We start from the raw sequence: 25,751 nt of genomic DNA, 5'->3' as shown, positions 1-25,751 counted from the left end.
GCTTTTAATAGTATATATTTTATAAAATACTTAAAGCACTATGAACGCGAAAAAACTGTTTTGGATTCTTTTTTTACTCAACCTGTTTAATTATATAGACAGGCAAGTGCTTTATTCGGTGTTTCCCCTCTTGCAAGCCGAACTCCGTTTAAATGATATGCACTTGGGGGCTTTGGCCTCCGCGTTTATGCTTGTGTATATGTTCTATGCCCCGTTTGTGGGGTACTTTGCCGACAGAACCCCGCGCCAAAAATGGATTGGCGCAAGCGCGCTTATTTGGAGCGCGGCTACCTTGGCCTGTTCCGCCGCAAAAGGCTATATCTCCCTGCTTTTTACGCGAGGGCTTATCGGCGTAGGGGAAGCCGGATTCACCACGCTTGCACAGCCGTTTTTGGCAGAGCATTTCCCTAAAACAAAACGAGCCACCGCCTTGGCCTGTTTCGGGCTGGCGTTACCCGCCGGGAGTGCGCTTGGATATTTGCTGGGCGGGCTTATCGGCCAACATTGGGGGTGGAGAGCCGCCTTTATGCTGGCGGGCATACCGGGTCTGTTTTTAGGTTTTTTAGCGTTTACCCAATTACAGGACAAACGGCGCCTGTCCCAAAAACCAGCCGAAATTCCGCATTTTAAAGAATATTTTGCCTTGTTAAAAAATAGACCTTTTTTATTTATTTGTTTGGCGCACGCAATGATTACGTTTATCATTGGGGGGCTATCCGCCTGGATGCCCACTTATTTGCACCGTTATTTGCAAATGGACGTAGCGCGTGCGGGCGCCGTTTTCGGGATACTGGTCGTCTTGTGCGGGGCGACTGGAACTTATTTAGGCGGTAAATGGGCCGATAAAATGCTTTTCTTTTCTCCCAAAGCCTACTTTTGGGTAATCGGGCTTGCATTAGCGGGATTACTGCCCCCTGCCTGGATAGGCATACACACAGGCTCCGTTATTTGCGCCCTGATTTGCTTTGGGCTAGCCATTACTTGTTTATTTCTGCCCACCGGCCCTGTGGCGGCAGCCCTTGTTTCCGCCACACGCGCGCCGGTACGTTCTATGGCTTTTGCCGTGAATATTTTTATTATTCACGCCTTGGGAGATGCGTTATCCCCGGTACTTATCGGGCAAGTTTCTGATGCGTGTGGATTAAAAGCCGCGGTGCTTTTGTGCTGTTTAGCGGCAGTCCCAGGGATAGTATTTACTTGGATTGCCTCCTCATACGAACGGCGGGGAACTAACCCTTTTTAACCATAGGCAAATTCAAAAAATCCATTTATACTTACAATAACAGCAGGGGAACCGAAAAGCAGGGGGATAGGGCCGCTGTCCTTGGCATTACAGCCGCCCGGAGTTGTACATACTTATCACCTAATGCCACAAAGGGAAGACAAAAAAGTCTTCCCTTTTTAGTTGGTACAAAAAAGGGACCAAACATTATGTTTGGTCCCTCTCGTTAAATCACTTACTTTTCGGATTAATTTACCGCATCAAAACCGGCTTGCAACGCTTTTTTATTCAGTTCCAGCATTTCCGGTTTGGCGCGTTTATAAACCTTTTTCATCGCGTGTGCCACGCTTTCCAGCGTAACAGCACCCGTCAGTTTAATAAAAGCACCTAATGCCACCAAGTTGGCAATGCGGTCCATTCCCAATTCCTCGGCAATTTTATTGCACGGCACGCACACCACTTTGATATCCGTGCGGGTAGGGCGGGAATTAATCAGCGAACTGTTAATAATCATTAGTCCGCCTTTTTTAAGCAAAGGCTCAAACTTGGGCAAGGACGGCTCGTTCATAATGATAACCGTATCCGGTGCAGACACAATCGGCGTATAAACCTCTCCGTCCGACACAACTACGGAACAGTTAGCCGTACCGCCGCGCATTTCCGGCCCGTAAGACGGCAACCAACTGGCGTTCTTTTTGTTTTCCACACCCGCCTGTGCGAGCAAAATCCCGGCAGAAATAACACCTTGTCCGCCAAATCCGGCGATTCTAATACCTTGATACATTATTTCGCCCCCTCGTCTTTGAATACACCCAACGGATATTGCGGCATCATTTGGGTACGCACAAATTCCAATGATTGCGGCACGCTGGCGTGCCAATTGGTCGGGCATTGGGAAAGCACTTCCACCATAGAGAAACCGACTCCGTTTACCTGGTTTTCAAACGCTTTTTTGATTGCCTGTTTGGCTTTCATTACGTTCTGCGGGCAGTCCACAGCCACGCGGGCCAAGTATTTGGAACCCGTAATCTGCGCGAGCATTTCGCACATATTAATCGGCCAACCCTGCAATTTGGGGTCGCGGCCTTTGGGGGCGGTAGTAGCCACCTGGCCGACCAATGTGGTCGGGGCCATTTGTCCGCCCGTCATACCGTAAATAGCATTATTGATAAAAATAACCGTAATGTTTTCGCTACGCACAGCGGCGTGCACAATTTCGGCCATACCGATAGAAGCGAGGTCGCCGTCGCCCTGATAGGAAAATACGATCGCCTGCGGTTTGGAGCGTTTTACACCGGTAGCAATCGCCGGACCGCGTCCGTGCGCGCCCTGCACCATATCGCACGCAAAGTAAGAATCCGCAAACACGGCACAGCCCACCGGGGCCACGCCGATTACACGGTCCGCAATGTTAAGTTCATCAAACACTTCGCCCATTAAGCGGTGCACAATGCCGTGTCCGCAGCCGGGACAATAGTGCATTGGCACATCAGTTAAACTGGCGGGTTTTTTGGCTAAAATGGTCATAAATCTATTTGCCTCCTTTCAGGTCGCCCTGCATACCCAGGGTGGTATCACGCTGGCAGTTGTAGGTAAACCCGGCGGCGTGTTCTTGCAAATCAAACAAGCCGTCCTTTTTGCCCGTAAGCGCGGAGCGCACGGCAGTTAAAATGGTAGAACCGTCCGGTTGCCCTCCGGCCGGATAGGCATTTAAATAAACGGGTGTTTCGCCGTTTACAGCCAGTTTTACATCTTGCACCAACTGGCCCAAACTCTGCTCCACGCACACGATGGCTTTGGTTTTGGAAGACAGTTCCGCCAAACGCTTGGACGGGAACGGCCACAGCGTAACCGGGCGGAAGAGCCCCACCTTCAAGCCTTCTTCTTTGGCTTTATTGACGGCTTCCAAGCACGCACGGGAGGACAAGCCATACGCCACCAACAGCACATCACAATCTTCCGTATTGCGTTCTTCCCAGCGGGTTTCGGTCTGTTCAATCAAACCATAGCGTTTAGCGCGCTCTACCACGTCGGCAATCAAATTATCGCCTTTGTAGGAAAAAACATTATTCTTTTTTTGTCCGTTTTTATGGATATCCACCGCCCAATCAAACTTGCCTAATTGGTTGGGGTCAACAGGGTCAAAATGAAAGGACATACTTTCCATCATCTGCCCCAAAATACCGTCGGCTAAAATCATACAAGGCATACGGTATTTTTCGGCCAAGTCAAAGCCGAGTTTCGGGAAATTGCCCAACTCTTCTACGGAGTTCGGAGCCAAAACGATAATATGATAATCCCCGTTACCGCCGCCGCGCGTGGCCTGGAAATAATCCCCTTGCGCACCGGCAATACTGCCAAGCCCCGGGCCGCCACGCATTACGTTTACAATCAGGCAGGGCAAATCGGCACTGGCTAAATAAGTAATACCTTCCTGCTTCAAACTGATACCCGGAGAGGAAGATGACGTCATACTGCGGGTTCCGGTAGCGGCCGCGCCATACACCATATTGATAGCGGCGATTTCACTTTCGGCCTGGACAAACGAACCGCCGGCATCAGCCATATTGGCAGACATAAATTCCGGCACTTCGTTTTGAGGGGTAATCGGGTAACCGGCAAAAAAGCGGCAGCCTGCGCGGATAGCGCCTTCGGCCAAGGCTTCGTTGCCTTTTCTTAATGTTTTTTCGGTCATAGGTAAAAGGTCCTCAAATCGTTATTCTTTAATTACCGTAATGGCAATATCGGGGCACATCATATAGCACATCTTGCAGCCGATGCAGTCCTGCGGACGTTCCATAACGGCAGGGAAATACCCTTTTTTGCTAATGGTTTCGGCTTTGCCCAAGCATTTTTTAGGGCAAGCGCTGACGCACAGATAACAGGCTTTACATCTATTCGCGTCCACTTCAATTCTTGGCATAATTCTCCTGTGGGTCCGGGGGTAGAACCGGAAAAACCCATATATAAAGTATATGACTTTTGCCAGTGCAAGCGCAATAATAAACACCCTTTTTTGCTACAATAATTTTATGGATAAAAACACTTTACTCACCCAGTTAGAAGCCTTATTATCCGCCGAAACGGACCCTGTGGCCAATATGGCTAACACAGCAGCCCTCGTGTATAACGGACTGGCGGGATTAAATTGGGCGGGTTTCTATTTGCTAAAAGAGGGTGTGCTGGTACTGGGGCCATTTCAAGGGAAGCCAGCCTGCGTGCGGATTTCCGTAGGACGCGGGGTATGCGGAACTGCCGTTCAACTGCGTAAAACTGTTTTAGTGCCGGACGTCCACCAATTTCCGGGGCATATTGCGTGCGATTCGGCCTCGCAAAGTGAAGTGGTGGTCCCGCTTATCAAAAATGGCGTGATTTTAGGTGTGTTGGATATTGATTCCCCGCACAAGGGCCGTTTTAGCCAAGAGGACCAGGTATTTTTTGAAAAAGTAGCGGAAATTTTGCTAAAAAATTGCCATTTTTAATGAAATAAAATATTTTTCTCCGTCGTAGAACGCAGAAAATATTGCCGAAGTGTCCTAAATTTTGTATTATATTTAGGTAATGCCGAGGTAGCTCAGTGGTAGAGCACTGGTCTGAAAAACCAGGTGTCGACAGTTCGATCCTGTCCCTCGGCATTTTCCTTTTGTTTAAAAAACCCCGCTTTTGGCGGGGTTTTTTATTGCACATAAATAGTTTCTGGATACGGACTTCAATCCTCTTTGCGTACCGCATAAGCGGTTACACACCATATCTGCTATGGTTCCAAAAACAGATTAAATTTTTACTGCTTAAAAATTTCCTCCTAGCGCAACTGGATAAGCGCAAAGTGCAGGTATTCCGTTTCCGGCATACCGATAAGCACTGGGTGGTCCTTGGCTTGCCCGCGCAGTTCAACCAATACCGCCTTGCGGCCCGATTTGCTCACGCCTTGGCGGATAATATCCACAAACAGTTCGCGCGAAATATGGTGCGAACAGGTGGAAAATGCCAAATATCCACCCGTTTTAATACCCTCTAAGGCCATTTTAACGAGTTTTACATAAAGCCCCACGGCTTGCGGCAATGCCTTGCGGCTTTTGACAAAGGCGGGCGGGTCCAACAGCACCATATCGGGCTGGTCGGGCAGTTCGCCTTTCTTCATTGCCGAGAGCAAGCGTTCGGCGTCGTCGCGGTGGAATACCACGCGGTCGGATACGCCGTTTAATTCGGCATTATTTTTAGCAAATTCTACCGCAGCGGCAGAGGAGTCGCACCCCCACACCTGGTTGGCCCCGGCCAAGGCGGCCGTAATACCAAAGGACCCGATGTAGGAATACAAATCCAACACCAGTTTATCTTTAAAATACGGTTTCAAAAATTCGCGGTTTTCGCGCTGGTCAAAATAAAAGCCCGTCTTTTGTCCGCCGCGGATAGGAACAATATACTTTACGCCGTTTTCTTCAATCTCCACCGTTTCAGGCACTTCGCCAATGATTTCGGGCGTATTAGAAAGCCCTTCCAACGCGCGGAAGGCGCTGTCGTTCTTGTAATAAATGCCTTTGGGCTTAAAAATCTTTTGCACGGCCTTGGTGATTTCAGGCTTTAATTTTTCCATACCCGCCGTCAATACATCTATGACCAAGATATCGCCGTAGCGGTCAATCACCAACCCCGGCATATTATCGGCTTCGCCATAGCACATACGTCCGTACTTACGCACGCCGATTTCCTTGCGGTAAGCATAGGCATTATCTATATTTTCAAATACGAAATCTTCCGGCAGTTCGCCCTCGCCCTTCATCAGCAAGCGCACGGCAATTAAACTGTGCGGGTTGAAAAAACCAATGCCCACCTGTTTGCCCTCGTGGCTGACGACACGCACAAGAGAACCCGGCTCAATAGATGTATCCAAGCCGTCAATCTCATTTGAAAAAACCCACCAATGGCCCGCCAGGAGCCGTCTTTCTTCTTTTACTTTTAAGGTAATTTGAATCATATTAATTTTTAGAAACCTCTTCTACCGGAGTAATTGGCAATTTGGCCGCACATAACGGGCATTCCTTTGCCGTAAAAGTCTGCATCGGGTAAGACAAAAGCGAGCGAAGCGGCACAGACAAGGGCAAATAACCCATAGAACGGTCCACAATCACCCCCACGCCAATTACATTTCCGCCCAGTTTACCCACCAGGTCAATAGCCTTATTAATTTTGCGTCCGGAAACGGCCACGTCGTCCACAATGAGTACGTTTTCACCTTCTTTTACGGTAAAATTATGCTTTAACACCATTTCGCCGTTATCGTCGCGCGAGGCAAAAATAGCACGAACGCCGCGGGCACGGGCTACTTCCTGCGCCAAGACGGAATCGGACGGTGTAAGCGCCATTACCACATCTGCCGGCTTGGTAAATTTATCCGCCAACGCCCCCGCAATTTTTTGCGCTAAATTAGGGTGCTGCATTAAGAGCGAGGTTTGAATATACGTCTGGCTGTGAAAGCCCGACGGCATGACAAAATGTCCTTCTAAAATGGCGCCGTGTTCTTGCAACAGGCACAGTACGTCCATATTATTTCTTGGCATTAAAATCTCCTTGGATAAATTTAGTTGCGGCACTAAAATCTGTCGGTACGCCTTTTTCCTGGGCGGCGCGTATCGTTTTGCCCGTTTTTTTGGCGCGCAGCATTTCCAGTTTCGGCTTTAACATTGACGACGACACCCTAAACGCCAATGCCGGATTTCCCGACTCGTCCGTTAGGTTTTCAGCCAACGCGCCAGAACGCGACGTGTTGGTAAACATCGTCCATATTATGATATCAAAATTTTCGTCCACCCAGTTAGTCCAACCGCTGACCGCGGCGGAAAGCGTAGGGCCAACCGTGTAGGCATTGTTTACCGTCATCGGCCCTTTATTAAATTCTACCGAGGCGGCCATATCGGTAAACGGCACATCTTTAAGCACCTGCCCCACCTTAAAACTTCCCGCACGTTCCATACGGTGCATAATCAAAAACGGTTGAAAGGTAATGTTAAGCGCCTGCTGTTCTTCGGCCCATTTTTCCATTTGGTGAATCACTCCACCCTCTAACCGCGCGTGCAAGGGCCCGGACAGTTGCTTCATACCGGCCTTAAAACCCGTAAAATCAAATTCCGCACTAAAACGGTTTCCCGATAATACTTGAGTGGAAAAAGTATCTGCCGTCAGCGTTCCTGCAAAATTGGGCATAAAGCCGGGCAGGCGGTCGCGAAAGTTGCGCAGCCAGGCAAGCGGCCCGTCCACTGGGGCTTTAAATTTGCCGCCGTGCTTGGTGAGCGGCACAATAACCGTTACAAAATCCCGCACCGTTTCAATAAAAGCCATCGGGTCCAGGTGTTTCCAATAAATAGATGTGCGAATTTTACGCCGGGCACTTTTTAAATTTCTAACAGACAAATTCATTTTAAACGGTACACCGTTTAATTCACACGAGGCTATATTCGCATACAAATTGCCCTTGCGCCAACTGGCACTTAAATTTAGTTTTTCAAATACCGAACGGTCCACCGTTACCTTTCCGTCCGTCGTGGCAGCATACAAATCGGTAAAATCTTTTTTGGCTTGGAACTCACCGGTAATGTTATCGGCCTTAAAGCCATAGAGCAAGGCCGAAGCCTCTTTAACCTGTGCAGTAACAAGCGGAAGCGCATACTTGCCGGAAGTGTGCGTAATCCGGCCCGCCAAAGAGCCTTGCCCGGTCAGTTTATATTTAGACATCAACGGATAATATTTTTCCTTGTCGGCCAAATTAAAGAAATTGGTGGATACCTGCAAATCGGCCTCAAAGGGGGCTTTTTCAAAATCTACCGCACCGGACGCCGTTAATTTGACATCTGCCGCGCTGGCAGTCAGTTGGTTTAATTTCAATAAACGGTAGCCGTTTGTCAGCACGCCTTTGGCAGTAAGCGTGGCTTTGGGAATAGAAAAACGGCCTTTTTCGGCGTGAAAAAGGGATAAATCCTTGTCTTCAAACGCCGGAACGGAGGCTTTGATATTAAAATAGGGAGTCCGTAAATTATCCAAATCTAATAAAATATCCACAGGTTTTTGGAATAAATATACCTGCGTACGCAAACTGCGCAGGGCAAAATTCTGCCACTCAAAATCTGCAAAATTAACGTGCCCCGCGCCTTTAATTTCCATATCCGAAATGTTATCCCCCCACTTATTGCGGAGCACCATTTCCGCCGAAAAGCGCGACAATTCATTAAAGCGGAGACGCTCAAAATGAACATTAAGCCCATATACTGCGTGGGAAAGGCCAGCGCCCAAATCCTTGTAACTTACCACGCCGTTTTTAACCGTCCAATCTTCTACGCTGACGGTAAATTTTTTACCTGTCAGTTCGCTGGTATAGACGGAGCGTTCCTCCGGCACGCGGATTTGAGGCATATTATAGGTGCCGTCCGCCTTACGCACCACATTAAAACGGGGCGCGTTTAAGGACACCTCGTCAATTACTAATTGCTGGTTTAAAAGCGGGAGCATATTAAAACGAAGCGTTACAGACTCGGCCGAAACAAAAGCCTTGCCGGGTTCACCGTCCGTATCCAATACGGCAAACCCCTTTAATTCAAGCGTATTTATAAATTTTAAATCAAGCGAAGAAATAACAACAGGACGGTCCAAGCGGCGCTGTAATTCGTCTGTAATAATTTCGCTAATATGCTGGGCATTAAAGGTTTTTAAAAACAATAGCCATAGCCCTGCACAGATAAGCATAAAAAACATAGCCGTAAACAACACCGTGCGCAAACTTAAAATGCAGCACGATTTGAAAAACCGCCACAACCAACGAAAAAATCCTTTCTTTTTATGTTGCTTACCCATATTATTTGCCGGAATTTACCATTTTCTCTACTATATAGTTTACTATAATTCGCCAGATATTGACGGTTCCCGCCAAGATATTTTTCCCGGCCGATACCAAAGAAACCGTTTCCGGGAACAAGGCCTTTAATACCACCGCCAATACTACCAAATTGGCAAGTGTAATCATTACACCGGAAAAAATTTTCCCGCCTGCAATTTTTAAATCGGGCTGGTCGGCTTCAAACAAGGTTTTAAAAGTTTGCACAAAGTGAAACGCGGTTAAAAAGCCGATGACAAATAAAAACACCTGCCGGTAAGGAGTTAAATCTACAAACAAATCCGTTACAGCATACAGCAGGGCCGCCGCAATCACATACAGCGGCACAAAATACGGAGCCAGCACCACAAACGCATTACAATTATCCATTTTTACATATCCGCTATCCTGGCCGACGGATACATCTTTAATACGGTACCCGCACACAAGCGCGGCGAGCGCGTGTGTCATTTCGTGCCCGAAAACATACAAGCGGGAAAAATTATAATATCCATAATGAATACCGCAGTAAATAAGAACCCCTAAAACAAAACTGAGTGCCGCACCCAAATTACCCAATACCGCACACAAGATTTTACCTGTCTCCAAGAGTGTAAAAAAAGCCGTAGGGAGCAAAATAAGGGCAAATAAAAATTTTATCGGGCGCCAAAGCATTAAAATTTCTCCGTCCAGGCAAGGGTTTTATATTGTTCATTGGCCAAGCAGCGCGCCGCGGCGATTAAGACGGCACTTGCACCGCACGGGCGCAAATCTGTACCTAAAAAACTCCGCACGGCACCGATAACGGCATTTTTATAAAGAGGGTTCTCCCTCCCGTCAGGAACTTGTAAAGAACCTTGGTACAACACGGTTTGGCCAAAACGGCGGATAGCCCCGCCCAAAATCTTATGTCCGTCCGCCGACAGTAAATCATTTTCCACCGGATTTATAAAGCAGGCACTAGCCGTATGGTTTACGCTGGGAGCATAGGCGGAAGCGGGCAACGCCTTATTAAATGACATACTGTTTATCCCGCGCGCGGCAAGTTCCGCCAAAATAAAATGATGAAACTTTTTATAAATATCGCTTGGACGTTCGGCTGATACAAACACCAAGGAAAAGGTCAAATCGCTTTGGTGAAAAACTACCCCTCCCCCTGTGGGGCGGCGGGCATACGGGCCAAAAAAGGCGCGCGCCGCAAGTGTTTTTTTCACTTCGTGCGCGAATTGGGAATAACCAAAAGTAACAGCGGGGCTGTCCGTCCAACGGTAAAAGCGCAGCGTAATTTCATCCGGACGGGTGCGCACAAGGCACTCGTCCAAAGCCATTTGCTCATACACGTTTAATGACGGGGCGGACAAAAGTAAATTCATATGATATATTTTACCAGTTCCGGGGCTTCCTTTGGCGCGTGGAAAAATATTAGTTCTCCGCATACAGCACACAGGCCGCTCACCCAGAGCGGCCTGTTTACTAAAAACAACGATTTACTTTGCTAATACTTTGCCAACCGACCTTACCAACGCAGGTTGGGTTCACGCGCGGCAGACACCTCATCAATACGTTTAACACATTGAGTGTGCGGGGCATCTTTTACGACTTGCGGATCGGTCTTAATCTCGTCGTATATTTTATCCATTGCAGCCACAAACGCATCCAACATTTGTTTACTTTCGGTTTCCGTCGGCTCTATCATCATTGCTTCCGGCACAATAAGCGGGAAGTAGATAGTCGGCGCGTAAAAGCCGTAATCCAACAAACGCTTGGCGATATCGGAAGTATGGACACCGTTCATTTCCGCCGGATTCTGTGTCAGCACACACTCGTGCATACAAGGACTGTCAAAAAACGCATTGAACTTGCCCTTTAATGCCACGCGGATATAATTCGCGTTCAATACGGCATTTTCGGCAATTTCTTTAAGCGTTTTGCCGTCAAACTGGCGCAAGTAGCAATATCCGCGCAAACATACAGCAATGTTCCCGTAAAAGGCTTTCATTTTACCCAAACTTTGAGGCATTTTGCCGGACAAAGTGTATCTTCCGTCTTTAAGTTCCACCGTCGGTTTAGGCAAGAACGGCGCCACGTGCGCCGCCGCGCCCACAGGGCCGGAACCCGGGCCACCGCCGCCGTGCGGAGCGGCAAATGTTTTATGCAAGTTTAAGTGCATAATATCTACGCCGAAATCGGCGGGCTTGGCTAAACCGATTAAGGCGTTAAAATTCGCCCCGTCCATATAGAAAAGCGCACCCGCCTTATGTACCATATCGGCAATTTCGCGCACGTCTTTTTCAAAGAGACCCACCGTATTGGGAACGGTCAGCATTACGGCGGCGGTTTTGTCGGACAGGGCGGCCTTTAAGGCCTCTTTATCCACACAGCCGTCGGAGCCGGATTTAATGTTCACCACCGTGTATCCCGCCATATGTGCCGTAGCAGGATTCGTGCCGTGGGCGGTATCGGGCACAATCACTTCGGTACGTTTAAAATCTTTGCGGGCATCGTGGTAGGCGCGGGCAGTCATAATGCCGGTTAATTCCCCGTGCGCGCCGGCCGCCGGCTGCAAGGTGAACGAGGCAAGCCCCGTAATTTCCTTTAAAAGTTCCTGCAAGTTGTACATCATTTCCAAGGTCCCCTGCACCGCGCTTTCCGGCGCAAACGGGTGGGCCGACGCAAAGGCCGGCAGGGCGGAAAGCACATCGTAAGCCTTGGGGTTATATTTCATTGTACAGGAGCCAAGCGGATAAAACTCGCCGTCCAAGCAATAGTTCAGTTCCGACAGGCGCGTAAAGTGGCGCACGGTTTCAAATTCGCTTATTTCGGGCAATTTGGGCGCACTTTTACGCAAATATTCCGCCGGCAAATAATCAGCCGCACGCTTTGTAACAGCGGCAAAGCGCACCCCGCGGCGGCCCGGCTGGGATTTTTCAATAGATAACTGGCTATGTTGTAAAATTTCTTCCATATTAAATCCCCTTTAAAGCCGTTTGATAGGCTTTTAAATCTGCCTCTGTTTTGGTTTCCGTAGCACACACCAAAAGGCAATTTTCCATCCCTTTCAGTCCGGCAAGCGCATAGCCCGCGCCAAGCCCCTTCTGTTCCAATTTGTTAATAATATCTTGGGCAGGAACCGGGCACTCCACCACAAACTCGTTAAAGAACGGGGCGGAATATTTCAGTTTAAAGCCGGGCACTTCGCTAATGAGGTCGGCTAATTCGTGTGCGCGCTCCAAGTTCAGTTCGGCCACTTCCTGCAAGCCCTTGGGGCCAAGCAGTGTCAAATAAATGACCGCGTTTAACGCGCACAGAGCCTCGTTGGAGCAAATGTTAGAAGAGGCCTTTTCGCGGCGGATATGCTGTTCGCGCGCCTGTAAGGTCAGCACGAAAGAGCGGCGGCCGTCTTTATCTTTGGCAATACCCACAATGCGCCCCGGCAGTTGGCGCATATATATTTTTTTTGCCGTCATAATGCCCAGCCCCGGCCCGCCGAAATTCACCGCGTTGCCCAAAGGCTGTCCCTCGGCTACGGCAAAATCAGCATTAAACGAGCCGGGTGTTTGCACCACACCGAGCGATATCGGGTTTACAAGCGCGACCAACAGCGCCCCCGCATTATGAACCAAGTTGGAAATTTCCCCGGCCCGTTCCAAACAGCCGAAAAAGTTGGGCGTAGGCAATAAAAACACGGCCGTTTTATCCGTTAGTTTAGCCTTTAAAGCCGCCAAATCCAACGTGCCATCCGCCGACAGTGGGGCTTCGGTTACTTGTACACCCGGCAAGTGGCGTACATAAGTATCAAGCACCTGTTTATAGTGCGGATGCAACGCAGCAGAAACAATAATTTCCTGACGGCCCGTAATACGAAGGCATGCCAAAACGGCCTCTGCCGCGGCGGTAGCGCCGTCGTAATGGGACGCGGTGGCTACATCCATATCCATTAAGGCGCAAAGGCAACTTTGAAATTCATAAATCGTCTGCAAGGTGCCTTGGCTGGCCTCGGCCTGATAAGGCGTATAAGCGGTTAAAAATTCCCCTCGCGAAGAAAGGGCATTAACTGCGGCGGGAATAAAATGTTCATAAATACCGGCGCCAATAAAATTGTTGAGCGGTTTATTTTTCTCCGCCAACGCGTGTATATGCGCGGTAAGTTCTTGCTCCGTAAGGGCTTGGGGCAAATTTAAGACGGGGTACAGCAAATCTTGCGGAATTTGCGACAGCAACTCTTTTACGGACGAAACGCCGATTTTAGCCAGCATTTCTTTTTGGTCCAATGGAGTATTTGGGATAAACATTGATAAGTCCTCTTGGTAAAATCCCCCGCTTATCGCGGGGGATAAATAGTCCGGGCAACTGTTATTTGGCGAGGGTGGCTTTGTAAGCGTTTACGTCAAGTAAGTTGTCGTATTCGGCGGGATTGCTCATTTTAATTTTGAACAGCCAGCCGTTTCCGTGCGGTTCGCGGTTTACAAGAGCCGGGTCGCCTTCCAAGGCAGAATTGACTTCCACAATTTCCCCGCTGACAGGTGCATAAATTTCGCTGGCAGATTTAACAGATTCAATCACACAGCAATTTTGTCCGGCCGTAACCTTTTGGCCCACCTTGGGCAAATCTACAAATACGATATCGCTGATTTCTTCCTGCGCGTGATTGCTGATACCCACAGTGGCTACGCCGTCTGCGGCACAGGCCCACTCGTGCGTTTTAGCAAAGCGGCAATTTTCTTCGGTATGCATAACTAATTTCTCCTTAATTTAAACCCGGTTTTTATAAAAGGGTGTTTTGACGGTATCGGCTTTTACCCGTTTACCGTGAATTTCAATTTCCACTTCCGTCCCGGCCGTTACGTCCAGGGCCGCATAACCGACGGCAATGCCTTTAAATAAGGGCGAATATGTCCCGCTGGTCAGCGTGCCTTTTTCCTCCGCGCCCACAAATATTTTGCATCCGGCGCGGGGCACTCCGGCAGACTTTAACACAAAGGCCGTCAGTTTTTCTTTAAGCCCTTGCGCCTTTTGCGCGGCAAGAGCCTCTTTTCCTACAAAATTTTCTTTGGCTAATTTTACCACCCAACCGCAGTTGGCTTCGTACGGTGTGCGGGTTTGGTCCGCATCCGCCCCGTTAAGCAAGTACCCGGCTTCCAAGCGCAGCACATCACGCGCCCCCAAACCGCACGGAGTAACCCCGTGCGCGAGCAAGGCGGCCCACAGTTCTACAATTTTATTGTTGGGAAGCATAATTTCCACGCCGTCTTCCCCGGTGTATCCGGTACGGGTCATATAACCGCGTGCGCCAAAAAGTTCAATTTCTTTAATGTGAAAGCGCGGCAAATCGGCGGCTCCGGCCACAACTTTGTCCGCCGTTTCTACGGCTTTGGGGCCTTGCAAAGCAATCATTGCCCAGTCAGCGCTTTCGTTGCGCACCGTAACATTAAAGTTTTTGGCCTGCTTAGTAAACCAAGCGAAATCGCCGTCAATACAGGCGGCATTTACCACCACTAAAAATTTTTCAGGAGTTAGGCAAAAGGAAATGGCATCATCAATAATAGTGCCTTTTTCCGTTAAAATATGGGAATAAGTACCCACCCCGGGGGTATTTTTTATATTGTTGCAGTTAATGTATTGTAAAAAGGGCCAAGCGTCTTTGCCTTCTACAAAAAACTGCCCCATATGGGAAACATCAAACATCCCAGCGGCTTCGCGCACGGCTTTATGCTCGGCCAGGATTCCCTTAAACTGCACCGGCAGCAACCAACCGTGAAAGTCCACCATTTTTCCGCCGGCGGCTTCGCAAGCGGCGCAGAGCGGAGTAGTCTTTAAATCGGTATGAGTCATTACGCCTCCAAAAGTATATGTTCATTGTATAAAATTTAATCGTTTTTTATACAATATAAATATGGCAGATACGCAGAGTGTCGTAAGCGACGTAAAACTATTTATTGAACGGCTGAAAAAAGAATTGCCCGAAGTGTTCGGCAAGCAGGATTCGTCCGCCGCGGAGCAAACCGCTCCCGCAGGCGAAAACAAGGTGCTTTACAACGGCAATTTTTACGAGGCCCGTATGTACCTGACGCCCGACCAAGAGGAAGGCGTAGCGTTTGACGGGGAAATTTTCCACGTCTATTTACACACCAAAGAATCCGACCCGTCCGCGTTGGTTACGGTTTGGCTGCGCGAAAAAGCCAACGAAACCTTAAAAGATAAAACAAAAGAGTGGGCGGAAAAAATCGGAGTGGAATACAACAATATCGTTATTAAAGACCAACGCACCTGCTGGGCCAGTTGTTCGGGCAAAAAAAACATTAACTATTCTTACCGTATTATCAAAATGCCCCTGGCGGTACAAGACTACCTAATCGTACACGAACTGTGCCACCTGGTGCATATGAACCACGGGCAGGAATACTGGCAATTAGTGGCGCAATTTTGCCCCGACTACAAAAGCCACCGCCGTTGGTTAAACGACAACAAAGGCTCCATCTTTGCCGAGGTAGAACTGGCTTACCGCGAGCCGCCGACAGACGACCAGAAAGAGAACCATCCGCAAAATTAGACAGTAAAAACCGCCGGTGCGAATTTCCGGCGGTTTTTTATAGGAGACCTCCCGCCCCTGGCTTGTGGGCTGGGAAGTAATGGTTACTTAAAGAGTATGGCAGACCCGTTATCGGGGCGGACAACCGTCAAAGAATCCTCGCTTACGCCGCCAAAGAGCGACACGGGGAATTTGTTTGGAACCGAGTTTGCAAACGCTACCAGTTTGCCGCGGAAGAACACAGGCGTACCGATTTTAAGAGACGGTTTCATACCCATAGCCCGGCGGGCACGCGGAGAAATTACCCCCCGATTCGTAAAGAACTGCGCAAGCATAGCCGCACCGTCATTAGAATACGTCTGCTGCAAAGATTTCCCCGCGGCAATATGGGCGATTTCCACTCCCTTCAAATCTTGTACAAGCGCGCGTTTTACATACAGGCGGGCAAATTCCCCCTGCACGCTTACGCTGTTAGCCGTACCCACGGCCTGTTTCCCGTTGGCAAAGCGGAGCGTAACCTTTTTCATTTGGTATCCGTCGCCCCCTTTAAAGCAAGCGGACAAGGTGGCCACGCGCGGAGTGCCCGCCAAAAGAACACCTTGGCAAGTTTTGGTTTGGCGGTCCACTTTTATCAGAACATCTTTAAAGCCCGGGCGGCGGCGGGAAACCATATCGCTGAGCCTAACAGGTTTTTCAAATTCGGAAACCAATGTAACTTCGGCTAATTTGTTATCCAACGCACGGGAAACATTACCGTTTTTACCCGTGTTAGTGGCGGCGGAAGATAAACTCCATACGCCCACGCAGGCGGCCGCGAATAAAATTTTTGCAAAATTCTTATAGTTCATTTTTCTTTTTCCTCTTTATGCACAACTTTGATATATTTATTATAGCAAAAGTTAGCCTAAACTAACAAATATTTTTTAAAAAATATTTTCTCCGTCGTAAAAAACAGAAAAAATATTTTTATTTTTTTATTAAAAAGTTAGGTTATGCTAATTTTAGTAGAAAATAAAACCCAAAACACCGCAGGCAAATATAACGGCAATCGGCCCTGCTTTAAATTTCCCCACCGCAATAAAGGCGGACAAAAACAAAAGCACGCTCTTGTAATCCACAAAGTTTTCGCCGTTGCACAGCACCAAGGCCGCCGCCGCAATCAGCCCGATCACGGCCGGGCGAAGGCCCTTAAAAACATTTTCCACCGCTTGCGCGTGGCGGTATTTTAAAAAGTAGCGGCTAACCAGAAGCATTAAAATAAATGACGGCAAGCACACCGCAAAGGTGGCAATCACGCTGCCCCACACACTGTGTGCGGCGGTATATCCCGTGTAAGTGGCCAAATTAATCCCCACCGGGCCGGGGGTTACCTGGCTGATAGCCACCACGTCGGTAAATTCGGACGTCGTCAGCCACGCCTGTTTGTAAACCACTTCATTTTGGATAAACGAAATCATCGCATATCCGCCGCCAAAGTTAAAAAGCCCGATTTTAAAAAACGTAACAAAAAGTTTCCAGAAAATCATTTTGCGCCCCCGTGCACACGGCCATATAAAAAACCGCCCAGCCCGGCCGCCAACACCACATAAACCGGGGACACCCCCAGCAACCACACCAAAAGTGCAGAAACCGCCGGAAGCCAAGCCGTTTTATAGGTAATACCCGCCGTTTTAGCCAAGCGGAACACTGGGACAGCAATCAGGGCTACTACCGCCGGACGAATTCCTAAAAACACACGCTGAACTATCGGGTTTTCTTTAAAATTATGAAAGAAAAGCGCAATAAGCAAAATGATGATAAACGACGGGAGCGCCGCCCCCAACGCACAGCACACACTGCCCCAAAAACCCTTCATCTTATACCCGGACAAAATGGCAATATTGATAGCCAAAATACCCGGCGCGGCCTGGGCCACAGCGGTTGCATCTAAAAATTCCTGTTCGTCCAAGTACCGGCCTTTATCTACCAATTCCCGTTCAATGAGCGGGAGCATTGCATATCCGCCGCCCAAGGTAAATGTACCGATTTTGGCAAATATCCAAAACAAAATCAAATACGTTTTCATTACGTATATTGTACTATTTAGCAGGGAACGCTAACAGTTCGGCGACGGAAATTTTTAAACCGCACGCAATTTTGCGCAAATTGAGCAAAGCCAAGTTCCGCTCTCCGCGTTCCACGCCGCCCATATAGGTTCTGTCTAACCCAATCTCCAAAGCAAAATCCTCTTGGGAAAATCCCGCCGCCTTACGCAAGGCCCGCACCCGCGCGCCGAACGCTTTTAAATATTTCCGGTCCGCCACAGTGTATGTATTTTTCATACTTTACAGGATAGCGGCTTGATACTTTTAAGTACACGGACTATAAGTATCATTTTATGTTATAATAAAGATACTTTTAGGAGGAAGAAATGAAAGGATTTGATAAAAATTGGTGTTTTTGCCGTCATCCTGCATTTAGTTCAGGATCTACCGCTTGGGTCGTTAGGCGTGGCTTTACCCTTATTGAATTATTAGTAGTCGTCCTTATTATCGGCATTTTGGCAAGCGTGGCCCTGCCGCAATATACCAAGGCCGTGGCCAAAAGCCGTTATTCACAGTTGATTACGGCGGGCAAGTCGTTAAAAGATGCTATGGAAGTATATTATATGGCAAACGGCAACTATCCGCAATATTGGGGCGATTTAGACATAGAATTTAAAGGCTGTACCGCCGACACATCGGCCCGCTATATGCTGTGGTGTGATAATTTTGCTGTGGATATGTTTAACAGCAACGACGTAAATTTAAATTTATTTGATACGCATGGCCTGCCCAATAACGGAAAGAATATGCCCTCTACCGACCTCTACGACAAAGCCCCCGCCTATTATGTGGTTTGGCTTGATAATTCCCCTTATCCGGGAAAAACCGAGTGTCAAAGCAAAGTTGACGGTCTTTGTAAAACAATGGGTTTTTAAAAAACAACCCCCGGCGCATAAAACCGGGGGCTGTTTATTTTATCTTACAAAACGCTAATTTATCCAACCTTCTTTTTTGGCGTAGTTATAAATGCCGTTGTAGATACCCAAGGCCATTTTGTTGCGCACCGCACTATTACTCAGGCGGGCGCGGTCCTTGTTACTGCTGATATATCCCATTTCCACCAGCACCGCCGGGCTGTTTACACCCTTTAACACATAAAAGTTGGCTTGGCGCACACTGCTGTTTTGGTTGACGGCAATTCCGATACCGGGCTGTTTATACACCGCGTTGCGCACATATCCCGCCAGTTTGGAACTTTCGTTAATATACTCGTTTTTGGCTAACGATTGCAACAGGGCATCCACAAAGTTATAGTGGACCTCTTCGTATTGCATGGCCTCGTTTTCAAAAGCCGCGGTTTCGGCGGATTCCTTGTCGGTGGCTTTTTCCGAACGGAAATATACCTGAAATCCGTTTGCGTTGCGGTTTTTAGAAGCGTTAGTATGTACGGAAACGAACAAATCGGCCTTAAAATTATTGGCAATTTTAGAACGCTCAGACAAGGCGATAAAGGTATCGTTATCGCGCGTAAGTTTAACCTCAAAACCGCCCTTTTGCAAAAGTCTTGCCAATTCCTTGCCTACGGACAAGTTCCAATCTTTTTCGCGCATACGGTTGCGTATGGCTCCGGGGTCCTTGCCGCCGTGCCCCGGGTCCACCACTACGCGCATTTTCTTGCGTGCTTCCCGCATACTGACGGGATTTGGTTCACTTTTTAAAACAGGGGCCGGTTTCGGCGCGGTTTTAGAAGCCGCTTGTGGGGGCGTGCTTTCCGGATTGGCAGGCGAAAGCACCGCCGCCTTGGGAGCCGCCGCCTTCATTACAGGCTCATAAGAGAGGTTTTCCGTGTCCGACAGGACCGAAGGTTCTTCTCCCTCTACAAGCGACTTATGCGCGGCTTTTGCGGGTGCCGAGGCCGGCTGTACGGGTTCGGTCCCCACCGTCTCCTCGGGTGCGGGCAAGGCATTTTTAAGGCCCGCCCGAAAAACTAATTTATCTCCTGCCCAATCAAAACTCCAAACGCGAGCATCTTTACCTAAAATTATTTTTAAGACCGCATCCCCGCGGTTTTGGCGGATATCCGCCGACGCAATATAACTGGTGCGCAGGCGTTCGTGCAAATCCCGCTTTACCACGGCATTGGGGAACGTAATAATCACGGTATGTTTATTGGGCTGTTCGGTGGTAAAGGTTACATTTTTCCGGGCTGAAAAGACCAGTAAATTATCTTTGCCGCCGAATTTTTTATCTTCGCAGGATAAATTATAGCATCGTTCCACATAAAAGGCCCCGTCTTTAAATTCAACCAATTTATCCACCGCTTGCGTAAACGCAGGCAGCGTAAAAAACTCCGCCGGGGTCATTATCTTGCCGCCCCGTACCAATACGGGGGCAGATAAGGTTTTGGCTTGTGCGTTGACCACAATTTCCTGCAACGGAGCCGTTAAAATAGCATAAAACCCCTTGGTGGAAACTTTGGCTTGCTTAGATTTGGCAAACAGTTCCACACTCGCGCCAAATTTACGGGCTGTTTTTTGTGTGTCCACATACGGCACGCCGCCAATTTGTTCAAAAGGCACCGTTCCGGCCTTTTTACCCGAAACGATAAAACCGGCCTCGTCCTGCGCCGCAAACGCGGGGCAAGACGCACACAAGGCCAACAGACCCGATAGAAAAATTTGCCAAAACCGTTTCATATACAAAAGCGCCCGGGCACACGCCGGGCGCACTTATTCTACTCCAAGACGATTTTGTAATCTTCCCACGCCAACTGCGGGTCCGCCTGAATTTTAAGCGTGCGGTGAATGTTTTGCTCAATATCTTCTTGACGGTTTTTAATGGCTTCGGCCAAAACCGGATGCAAAACAACACGCAAATTTCCGCCGGGGCGGCCGTTGGTAAGGTCGTAAATTTCGCGCTGGATTTTAATACGCATACTCTCCGCAGATAACACGCGGCCCGAACCGTGGCATTGGGGACATTCCTCACTGATAAAACTGCCTGTGCTGGCGCGTTTTCTTTCGCGAGTCATTTCCACCAGGCCCAAACGAGTAATCGGCAAAATCCGGATTTTGGCACGGTCCCCGTGCACGGCGGCGGCCAAGGCTTCCACCACCCGGTGGCGGCTGGATGCCTTGCGCATATCAATAAAGTCAATGACAATAATTCCGCCAATGTTCCGCAAACGCAACTGGTGGGCAATTTCTCCCGCCGCTTCAATATTGGTCTGGGTTACGGTTTCTTCTTGCGATTTGTTGCCGGTAAATTTCCCGGTGTTGACGTCAATAGCGCAAAGGGATTCCGCTTCTTGTATAATAATACTGCCGCCATTGGGCAAAGGGAGTTTGGTCTTGCGCAAGTTGTCAATTTCCGGCTCTACATTATACGCTTCAAAAATGGGGGTTTTGCCTTTATAAAGTTTTACGCGGTCAGCCAAATCCGGGGAATTTTTTTCCACAAAATCCAACACACGTTCGTAATCTTTTTTGCTGTCCAACAAATAGACTTTGGCATTTTCCGACAGCACATCACGCGCCACCTGCAAGACCGCATCCATATCCTCGTGCAAAAGTTTAGGGGAGCGGGAGGTTTCAAATTTCTTAACGATAGACTGCCATTGGCGGTAAAGATATTTTACTTCACGTTCCAATTCGTCCTTGGTCGCTTCTTCCGCTTCCGTGCGGACGATACAGCCCATCCCGTTTAAGTGTTTGGCGGCCAAATCCTGCATAATATCGTTTAATTTGTGGCGGGCTTCGGAATCTTCAATATTTTTAGACACCCCCACAAAACTTTGGTGCGGCGTTAAAACTAAATAGCGGCCGGGCAAAGTTACGTCCATCGTTACCTTCATCCCTTTCGTGCTGATGGCATCTTTTACTACTTGCACCATCACTTCCTGGCCTTTGTGGAGCACTTTATCTATATTCTTTTTATCTCCGCCCAACACATCGGAAATATACAAATAGGCGTTTTTATCGTAACCGATGTTTAAAAACGCGCTGGAAATACCGGGCAGTACATTTTCCACCGTACCCTTGTAAATATTGCCCACGATATTGAGCGAGCCGCGGCGTTCCCAAATCAACTCATTAACCCGTCCGTCTTCCAAAATGGCGATACGCGTTTCTTCAAACGATGTATTTACCAAGACTTCCACGGAGGGCTGTCCTTCCAAATTCTTACTCATATAAAAATCCTCTCTTGGCTTTGTTCATAAGCCTTTAAATGGGGTGGAATTCCCCTTCGCTGTCCTGCCAAAGGAAACTCTCCCTAATAAATGTAAAACCTTCCACCGTAAACGTATCGTCCTGCGCCGGGATATCCACCCCCAGCCACGCGGCAATAAGCGTTTGCGGACGTTTCCACTTGCCTTGCACGTTTAAAAGCGTCAAACGCACCGCCGAATTGGAAACGGTTTGTGCTTTCCAAATGTACGGTTTGGCATTTTGCACAAGTGCCAGACCGCTCTCAGCCCGGCGGGTAATATCCACCCGGGCCGCATTAAAGAAATCTTCCGCTGTCTGTTCCGGGCCAAACAAGTCAAAATTTCCTTCCACCCGGTAAACCGCACCGACAGCCAAATTTTGCACCGAAGGCAACGCATAAGGCACGCGTTGTACGTCTAAAAGCGTAAGCCCCTGCGGTTTAGCCTGTTCCAGCGAACGGCGCACCTGCTCTGCGGGAACGGAGGAAAGCAAATACACATCTACATATTCCCTTTCCGCCCGCACACCCATAGACGGTGCCGGACCGTACGCAAGCCGGGGCCAATTCTTATTGACCTTGGCCGGTTCGTAGGGCAGCCCGCTAGCGAGCACCATACTGCGCACGGCATTAAATGTGTTCCGCTGTGCCGCCGATTTTTCGGCACAGGTGAACACTATACGCATTTTATAAATTTTTGGCGTGTTTATCATCTTTTTATGCCCGTATGCGGCGTGCGTAAACCGACTGCACCACCCCTAATGCCCATAAACTGGATACTAAATTGGACCCGCCATACGAAATAAACGGCAGCGGAATTCCGGCTACCGGCACTATACCGATAAGCATTCCAAAATTGACCAGCATATAGGTAAAAAACATTCCGAATATGCCTGAACATACCAAATAACCGTAGCGGTCGCTAGAACTGTATGCCACTACGATAATTCTCCATAAAATGAGTAAATAGAGTCCCAACACTAGCAGTGTTCCCCACAAGCCGAGTTCTTCCCCCACCACGGCCAAAATAAAATCTGTATGTTTTTCGGGCACAAATCCCAAGCGCGACTGGGTCCCCGAAAATAACCCTGAACCAAACACGCCCCCCGCCCCCATAGCAATTTGCGCCTGCAACACATTATACCCCGCTCCGCGCGGGTCGGATTTGGGGGCCAAAAAGGTTTCCACGCGCTTTCTTTGGTGTGGTTTCATTTGGTGGTCCACAAATATCCCGCCAAACAGCCCCGCCAATACTACCAAGGTAGCCAACACAAAGTAAAAGGACGGCAACAACATACGCAACTGTTTAAAAAACCACCAAGAAACATAACCCAGCACAATCACCAATACGGAAAATCCGGCCATATACCAACCGTTATGCGCCAGTTCGTAAAATGCGTGCACAAGCCAATATTCCTGTAAATCGGGGTGGAGGTAGATATATGTCCAGGCAATCGTAAAAAACCCCGCTACTCCCGCAAAAAGGCCAATCAAACCCAAATAGAACACATTGACCCCCGTGCAATAAAGCAAAACCAAAATGGCCGGAAACGTAACTACTACGGACGAAAAGTCCGGTTGCATCATAATCAGCCCGAAAACAGGAACTAAAAGCGCGCCCAACCCAAAGAGCGTGGAAACATCGCGGATACGCTGTCCGCGTCTGTCCAAGAACGCGGCGGCGGCCAAAAGGGTCGCCACGCGGCAAATCTCAGAAGGCTGCATAGAGAAAAAAGGAAGCACAAACCACGAACGCGACCCGCGCTGGTAGGTGCCGAACAATAATACCCCCACTAACAAAGCCAAAATAAAACCGTAGAGATATTTCCATTGTTCATCAAAAATCTGGTAGTTAAAACTCCACCCCACAAAAAACGCAAAAGCCCCTACCGGCAAGGCTACCAAATGCGTGCGGACAACCGGGTTAGAAAAAGATAAACTGTTGACGGCGGACATAATGCACAGCGCGCCCAGTATTACCAGTAAAATCATTGCCCCAAACAATACATAGTCCAAACGGCTGCGGCTGGAATTTTTAGTAAAATTACGAAATACGGCCATATTAATCGGCACTCCTTAATAACTCATCATAATCTTCGGCGGAGCGGGGATTATTTTGGGGTGTGGCTTTCTTCTCTGCGGGCTTATTTAAATGAAAATAGGCTTCCAACATAGCGCGCGCAATCGGCCCGGCGGCAGAACTGCCCCCCTCGCCAAATTCCACAAATACCGCCAACGCAATAGACGGTTCCTCCCCTTCTTTCCCCGCAAAAGCCATAAACCACCCGTGGTCTTTTCCGTGCGGATTCTGCGCAGTACCCGTTTTGCCATACACATCTAAGCCTTTGATTTTCACGCGCCGTGCGGTACCATCATCCACCGTATGTTTTAAGGCTTTAAACAATAAATCGTACGTTTGGGGCTTCAAATCGGCCTTCTGCAAGATATCCGTCTTGCCCAGCACTTCGGTTTTGCCCGTCTGGTTGCTGACGATTTTTTCCACATAATACGGACGATAGACATTTCCCCGGCTGGCTACGGCGGCCGCAAACTGCGCCATTTTTAAAGGAGTTACCAGCAGTTCCCCCTGCCCGATAGAAAGGTTCAATGTGTCGCCGATAAACCAATACGTTTTGTTACGCGCGCGACGGGTCGGGCCGTACAAGTTGCCTGCTTTTTCGCCGGGCAAATCAATTCCCGTTTGGCGGCCAAACATAAATTTGCGTTCCACCCGCTCAATGGCGGCGGCGCCGGTTTCGGAAGCCACGACATAAAAATATACGTCGCAGGAGTTGCTTACCCCGTCAAAAAAATCTACCGGGCCGTGCGTACTCCAACACTTAAACACGCGGGGGCCGGAATTATAATGCCCGGGGCAGTTGATTTTGCGCTTAACGTCTAAATGCCCGTCCTCCAAGGCGGCCGCAGCCGTAATAATTTTAAAAGTAGAAGCCGGCGGATAAATTCCCTGTACCGCCAGGTTATATTCGTTGATTTTTTTAGATTGTTTGGAGGTTTCCTCGTCGCTGTACCCTACAAATATATTCGGGTCGTATGCCGGAGCGCTCGCCAAGGCCAACACCGCCCCTGTCCGCGGGTCCAACGCCACAGCGGCGCCACGGCCCGTTTTAGATTTTTTAAGGCCTTCTTCCGCCGCACGCTGCAAATCAAAATCCAGCGTCAAATATACATCACTCCCGGCAGACCATTTTTTATCTTGAATAATGCTTTTTACACGTCCGCGGTAATCCACTTCCAAAAACACCCCGCCATCGTGCCCTTTAAGTTTTTTTTCAAATTTCTTTTCAATGCCGTTTTTGCCGATTTTGGAATTTAAACGGTAGCCCATACTTTGGTCGCGCTTTTGCCACTCGCGCTCGTCCATACTCCCGATATAACCAATCAGGTGGCTGGCAAAACCGCCATAGGGATAACTGCGCTTCGTTTCCTCAATCAAATACACACCCGGATAATACAGTTGGAGTTCTTGCAAGGCCATTGTACTTTTGGTGGAAAGGTTTTCGGCAAGCAAGGTAGCCTTGCCCGTTTTAACACCCTTTTCCACCTTGGACAACACGTCGGCTTCACTCATCTTTAAATGCGGGGCTAAATCGTGCGCCAGTTGGTTTAAATATTCAGGGTCCTTGCGCCCTGCGGAAAGGTAATAAAAACTAAATGCCGGGGCATTTGAGGCCACTGCTACGCCATCTGCGGTGAACACGCGCCCGCGCGGAGCCGTCTGGTACAAAATTTGCGTACGGTTGCGCTCTGCCATTTTTAAATAAGCATTGTGGCGCAAAACCTGGATATCCACCAAACGCAACGCAATGACCGCTCCGGCCACAGCGGCCAGAATCATCATTGTTTTTAAACGCGCATTAAAAAATATCCGGGTAACTGCCATATAAA

The 25,751-nt window shown here is 48.7% G+C and carries 26 protein-coding genes and 1 tRNA gene; 5 read left to right on the top strand and 22 right to left on the bottom strand.

Going from position 1 to position 25,751, the window contains the following annotated elements; genetic code table 11:
- The first annotated feature begins 40 nt into the window (after positions 1-40).
- On the top strand, positions 41-1,243 hold the full coding sequence (locus ACQY2K_RS05405) for a spinster family MFS transporter (protein ID WP_428041017.1): 1,203 nt from the start codon (positions 41-43) through the stop codon (positions 1,241-1,243).
- A gap of 226 nt (positions 1,244-1,469) precedes the next feature.
- Here the strand turns inward: ACQY2K_RS05405 and ACQY2K_RS05400 are convergent, their stop codons facing one another.
- From ACQY2K_RS05400 to ACQY2K_RS05385, 4 genes are read right to left on the bottom strand one after another with little or no spacing between them, the layout of a single operon-like run.
- Entirely contained in the window at positions 1,470-2,006 is a 537-nt protein-coding gene (locus ACQY2K_RS05400; RefSeq protein WP_428039931.1) for a 2-oxoacid:acceptor oxidoreductase family protein, read from the bottom strand.
- Positions 2,006-2,749, bottom strand: coding sequence for a thiamine pyrophosphate-dependent enzyme (locus ACQY2K_RS05395; protein WP_428041016.1), 744 nt, complete (start codon positions 2,747-2,749; stop codon positions 2,006-2,008). The genes ACQY2K_RS05400 and ACQY2K_RS05395 overlap by 1 nt, the downstream gene beginning before the upstream one ends.
- Positions 2,750-2,753: 4 nt before the next feature.
- On the bottom strand, positions 2,754-3,917 hold the full coding sequence (gene vorB, locus ACQY2K_RS05390) for a 3-methyl-2-oxobutanoate dehydrogenase subunit VorB (RefSeq protein WP_428041015.1): 1,164 nt from the start codon (positions 3,915-3,917) through the stop codon (positions 2,754-2,756).
- 21 nt (positions 3,918-3,938) lie between these two features.
- The gene (locus tag ACQY2K_RS05385; protein ID WP_177746131.1) at positions 3,939-4,145 is read right to left on the bottom strand and encodes a 4Fe-4S dicluster domain-containing protein; all 207 of its coding nucleotides are present in this window, start codon (positions 4,143-4,145) and stop codon (positions 3,939-3,941) included.
- Between the two features lie 109 nt (positions 4,146-4,254).
- Between ACQY2K_RS05385 and ACQY2K_RS05380 the strand changes: the two genes are divergently transcribed.
- The gene (locus tag ACQY2K_RS05380; RefSeq protein ID WP_428041014.1) at positions 4,255-4,704 is read left to right on the top strand and encodes a GAF domain-containing protein; all 450 of its coding nucleotides are present in this window, start codon (positions 4,255-4,257) and stop codon (positions 4,702-4,704) included.
- A gap of 81 nt (positions 4,705-4,785) precedes the next feature.
- Positions 4,786-4,857: transfer RNA gene (locus ACQY2K_RS05375), tRNA-Phe, on the top strand.
- 167 nt (positions 4,858-5,024) lie between these two features.
- Here ACQY2K_RS05375 and ACQY2K_RS05370 read toward each other — a convergent pair.
- From ACQY2K_RS05370 to gcvT, 9 genes are all read right to left on the bottom strand, one after another.
- Positions 5,025-6,197: a class I SAM-dependent rRNA methyltransferase gene (locus tag ACQY2K_RS05370; protein ID WP_428041013.1), complete on the bottom strand. Its 1,173-nt coding sequence runs from the start codon at positions 6,195-6,197 to the stop codon at positions 5,025-5,027.
- Between the two features lies 1 nt (position 6,198).
- Entirely contained in the window at positions 6,199-6,780 is a 582-nt protein-coding gene (locus ACQY2K_RS05365) for a phosphoribosyltransferase family protein (RefSeq protein WP_428041012.1), read from the bottom strand.
- Positions 6,767-9,064 (bottom strand): AsmA family protein, encoded by a 2,298-nt coding sequence (locus ACQY2K_RS05360; protein ID WP_428041011.1) that lies wholly within the window; start codon positions 9,062-9,064, stop codon positions 6,767-6,769. Before ACQY2K_RS05360 ends, ACQY2K_RS05365 begins: the two co-directional genes overlap by 14 nt.
- Before the next feature lies 1 nt (position 9,065).
- Positions 9,066-9,758, bottom strand: coding sequence for a M50 family metallopeptidase (locus tag ACQY2K_RS05355; RefSeq protein WP_428041010.1), 693 nt, complete (start codon positions 9,756-9,758; stop codon positions 9,066-9,068).
- Positions 9,758-10,456: a lipoyl protein ligase domain-containing protein gene (locus ACQY2K_RS05350; protein ID WP_428041009.1), complete on the bottom strand. Its 699-nt coding sequence runs from the start codon at positions 10,454-10,456 to the stop codon at positions 9,758-9,760. The genes ACQY2K_RS05355 and ACQY2K_RS05350 overlap by 1 nt, the downstream gene beginning before the upstream one ends.
- A 143-nt stretch (positions 10,457-10,599) precedes the next feature.
- The gene (gene gcvPB, locus ACQY2K_RS05345; protein ID WP_428041008.1) at positions 10,600-12,048 is read right to left on the bottom strand and encodes an aminomethyl-transferring glycine dehydrogenase subunit GcvPB; all 1,449 of its coding nucleotides are present in this window, start codon (positions 12,046-12,048) and stop codon (positions 10,600-10,602) included.
- Position 12,049: 1 nt separating this feature from the next.
- On the bottom strand, positions 12,050-13,375 hold the full coding sequence (gene gcvPA / locus ACQY2K_RS05340) for an aminomethyl-transferring glycine dehydrogenase subunit GcvPA (protein WP_428041007.1): 1,326 nt from the start codon (positions 13,373-13,375) through the stop codon (positions 12,050-12,052).
- 61 nt (positions 13,376-13,436) lie between these two features.
- Complete coding sequence (gcvH, locus tag ACQY2K_RS05335; protein WP_177746112.1) at positions 13,437-13,817, bottom strand: glycine cleavage system protein GcvH; 381 nt, start codon at positions 13,815-13,817, stop codon at positions 13,437-13,439.
- An 18-nt stretch (positions 13,818-13,835) separates the two neighbouring features.
- Positions 13,836-14,915 (bottom strand): glycine cleavage system aminomethyltransferase GcvT, encoded by a 1,080-nt coding sequence (gene gcvT, locus ACQY2K_RS05330; protein ID WP_428041006.1) that lies wholly within the window; start codon positions 14,913-14,915, stop codon positions 13,836-13,838.
- 61 nt (positions 14,916-14,976) lie between these two features.
- Here gcvT and ACQY2K_RS05325 point away from each other — a divergent pair, with 61 nt between their 5' ends.
- A complete protein-coding gene (locus tag ACQY2K_RS05325) occupies positions 14,977-15,633 on the top strand; it encodes a M48 family metallopeptidase (protein WP_428041005.1) in 657 nt (218 codons plus the stop codon).
- Positions 15,634-15,716: 83 nt separating this feature from the next.
- On the opposite strand, the gene ACQY2K_RS05320 is transcribed toward ACQY2K_RS05325, so the two are convergent.
- From ACQY2K_RS05320 to ACQY2K_RS05305, 4 genes are all read right to left on the bottom strand, one after another.
- Entirely contained in the window at positions 15,717-16,460 is a 744-nt protein-coding gene (locus ACQY2K_RS05320; protein WP_428041004.1) for a hypothetical protein, read from the bottom strand.
- A 153-nt stretch (positions 16,461-16,613) separates the two neighbouring features.
- The gene (locus ACQY2K_RS05315) at positions 16,614-17,138 is read right to left on the bottom strand and encodes a chromate transporter (protein WP_428041003.1); all 525 of its coding nucleotides are present in this window, start codon (positions 17,136-17,138) and stop codon (positions 16,614-16,616) included.
- Entirely contained in the window at positions 17,135-17,677 is a 543-nt protein-coding gene (locus ACQY2K_RS05310; protein WP_428041002.1) for a chromate transporter, read from the bottom strand. The genes ACQY2K_RS05315 and ACQY2K_RS05310 overlap by 4 nt, the downstream gene beginning before the upstream one ends.
- Positions 17,678-17,690: 13 nt before the next feature.
- Positions 17,691-17,933, bottom strand: coding sequence for a helix-turn-helix domain-containing protein (locus tag ACQY2K_RS05305; protein WP_428037886.1), 243 nt, complete (start codon positions 17,931-17,933; stop codon positions 17,691-17,693).
- Between the two features lie 89 nt (positions 17,934-18,022).
- On the opposite strand from ACQY2K_RS05305, the gene ACQY2K_RS05300 reads away from it, so the two are divergent.
- Entirely contained in the window at positions 18,023-18,571 is a 549-nt protein-coding gene (locus ACQY2K_RS05300) for a type IV pilin protein (protein ID WP_428041001.1), read from the top strand.
- Between the two features lie 54 nt (positions 18,572-18,625).
- On the opposite strand, the gene ACQY2K_RS05295 is transcribed toward ACQY2K_RS05300, so the two are convergent.
- Genes ACQY2K_RS05295 through mrdA form a run of 5 tightly spaced genes read right to left on the bottom strand, consistent with a single transcriptional unit; the run spans position 18,626 to position 25,746 of the window.
- Positions 18,626-20,332, bottom strand: coding sequence for an N-acetylmuramoyl-L-alanine amidase (locus ACQY2K_RS05295; protein WP_428041000.1), 1,707 nt, complete (start codon positions 20,330-20,332; stop codon positions 18,626-18,628).
- A gap of 38 nt (positions 20,333-20,370) precedes the next feature.
- Complete coding sequence (locus tag ACQY2K_RS05290; protein WP_428040999.1) at positions 20,371-21,825, bottom strand: Rne/Rng family ribonuclease; 1,455 nt, start codon at positions 21,823-21,825, stop codon at positions 20,371-20,373.
- Between the two features lie 34 nt (positions 21,826-21,859).
- Positions 21,860-22,528, bottom strand: a complete 669-nt coding sequence (locus ACQY2K_RS05285; protein ID WP_428040998.1) for a DUF2344 domain-containing protein — start codon at positions 22,526-22,528, stop codon at positions 21,860-21,862.
- 31 nt (positions 22,529-22,559) lie between these two features.
- Positions 22,560-23,903, bottom strand: a complete 1,344-nt coding sequence (locus ACQY2K_RS05280) for an FtsW/RodA/SpoVE family cell cycle protein (RefSeq protein WP_428040997.1) — start codon at positions 23,901-23,903, stop codon at positions 22,560-22,562.
- Between the two features lies 1 nt (position 23,904).
- Complete coding sequence (mrdA, locus tag ACQY2K_RS05275) at positions 23,905-25,746, bottom strand: penicillin-binding protein 2 (RefSeq protein WP_428040996.1); 1,842 nt, start codon at positions 25,744-25,746, stop codon at positions 23,905-23,907.
- Positions 25,747-25,751 lie beyond the last annotated feature (5 nt).

It is taken from the genome of Candidatus Avelusimicrobium fimicolum, from assembly GCF_021632165.1.
GTDB lineage: Bacteria > Elusimicrobiota > Elusimicrobia > Elusimicrobiales > Elusimicrobiaceae > Avelusimicrobium > Avelusimicrobium fimicola.
Note: the sequence above shows the minus strand (reverse complement) of the source record. Positions and strands in the feature narration are given on the sequence as shown.